This is a genomic window from Halalkalibacter alkalisediminis, assembly GCF_028610705.1.
In the GTDB taxonomy this organism is placed as follows: domain Bacteria; phylum Bacillota; class Bacilli; order Bacillales; family Bacillaceae_D; genus Halalkalibacter; species Halalkalibacter alkalisediminis.
Window position 1 is genome coordinate 1 of sequence record NZ_JAQQWT010000115.1, and the last position, 1435, is coordinate 1435.

The window sequence follows — 1435 nt, forward strand, 5'->3', positions numbered from 1 at the left end:
TCAGTATTGACGGTTTTTAACCATTTTCATTCTCTGTGGTGCAGCGCCGATTTTGCGCTGCATGGATGGCTAACGGGGTGCGATTGCTAAACAAGGGCAGTCGCTTCTTGTGCTAATAGGCAGTTTACTTCAAGAAGAAAAGACTGAAAAATTTTTGAAAAAACCATTAAATGTTAAAAATACATATTTGATTTAGGAGGAACTACAATGATAAAGGATGAAGTAACTGAATGGATAAATACCGATGGATTTACAATCAGCACCAATAAAAGTTTTTTGGATACGGAAATAATACATAATTTCCTTTGTATCGATTCTTACTGGGGTATGGGTATCCCTAAAGAATTAGTAGAAGCATCAATTGAAAATTCTATTCTTTGTTATGGGATTTACGAAGGTAATCCAAATGAGGGTATTGCTAAACAGGTTGGTTTTGCAAGGGTTGTATCTGACCTTGTTAGATTTTCTTGGATAGGTGACGTTTTTATACTTCCAGAATTTAGAGGTCGTGGACTGAGCAAATGGTTAATGAGCATCATAACAGAACACCCTAAATTAAAAGGAACAAGTTTTCAACTTGCTACAAATGATGCACATACTCTATATGCACAATATGGATTTAAGCCATTAGAACAAATTGAAAATAGAATGAATAGACCTCTTAATTGGGAAGTTGTATATAAAGGGTACAAAATAATTAAATAATAGCACATATTTTGTTCAACTACCATGAAAATAAACTTCTCTAATTACATAAAAAGGACAATAACAAAGAAGACCCTTCTAATTCGTTTTAAAAAAAGAGCCGTATACATTGAACTATGGATTGGTTGACTGGATTAAGAACCAGTATAGACAACTTAGTATATTTTCATTCTCTGTGGTGAAGCGCTGATTTTTGCGCTTCATGGCTGGCTAACGGGAGCGATTGTTCAATAAGAACAGTCGCTTTTCTTAACGACGTGGTCAGCACGAGAAGACATTGGTTTTTATGGGAGGGTAACAACATGATAGAAGAAAATTATGGACACTGGCATTTAGATTTTTATTGTGATGAATCGGAATTCTATACAAGTGCGACTGGTTTTTGGAATGAAGAAGGTAGTTGGGATGTGTTTTTCAATGAATATAGTAACGATGAGTTATACAAGTTATTTGGTGGTTTTAATTATGAAATGGATGAAGATTTTGGTCTCTTAATTTTTAAGGCAAAGGATTATGATGAGGCACATGATAAGTTTGTAAAGTGGGTCGAGGATGTGTTATTACCATTGTTAAATAAGAAATAAACTGCGATGTTTCGATAAGAGGAATCGCTTTATTGTTATTCAAGTAAAGGGCGCGATTGTGGAGCAACATAGATAGGAAATGATCAAACTTTTTTATAAAAGAATGAGTCAATTGAAAATATTAAGAGCGTGTTTTGATCAATCTT

The 1435-nt window shown here is 34.1% G+C and carries 2 protein-coding genes; both read left to right on the forward strand.

Going from position 1 to position 1435, the window contains the following annotated elements; all coding sequences use genetic code 11:
* Nucleotides 1–207: 207 nt before the first annotated feature.
* On the forward strand, nt 208–705 hold the full coding sequence (locus PQ474_RS26085) for a GNAT family N-acetyltransferase (protein ID WP_273848496.1): 498 nt from the start codon (nt 208–210) through the stop codon (nt 703–705).
* 302 nt (nt 706–1007) lie between these two features.
* On the forward strand, nt 1008–1289 hold the full coding sequence (locus PQ474_RS26090) for a hypothetical protein (RefSeq protein WP_273848497.1): 282 nt from the start codon (nt 1008–1010) through the stop codon (nt 1287–1289).
* The last annotated feature ends 146 nt before the right edge of the window (nt 1290–1435 follow it).

Excerpts from the sequence above, each read along its gene's own strand:
- PQ474_RS26085 (WP_273848496.1), top strand. The coding sequence starts at position 208 with ATGATAAAGGATGAAGTAACTGAATGGATAAATACCGATGGATTTACA.
- PQ474_RS26090 (WP_273848497.1), top strand. The coding sequence starts at position 1,008 with ATGATAGAAGAAAATTATGGACACTGGCATTTAGATTTTTATTGTGAT.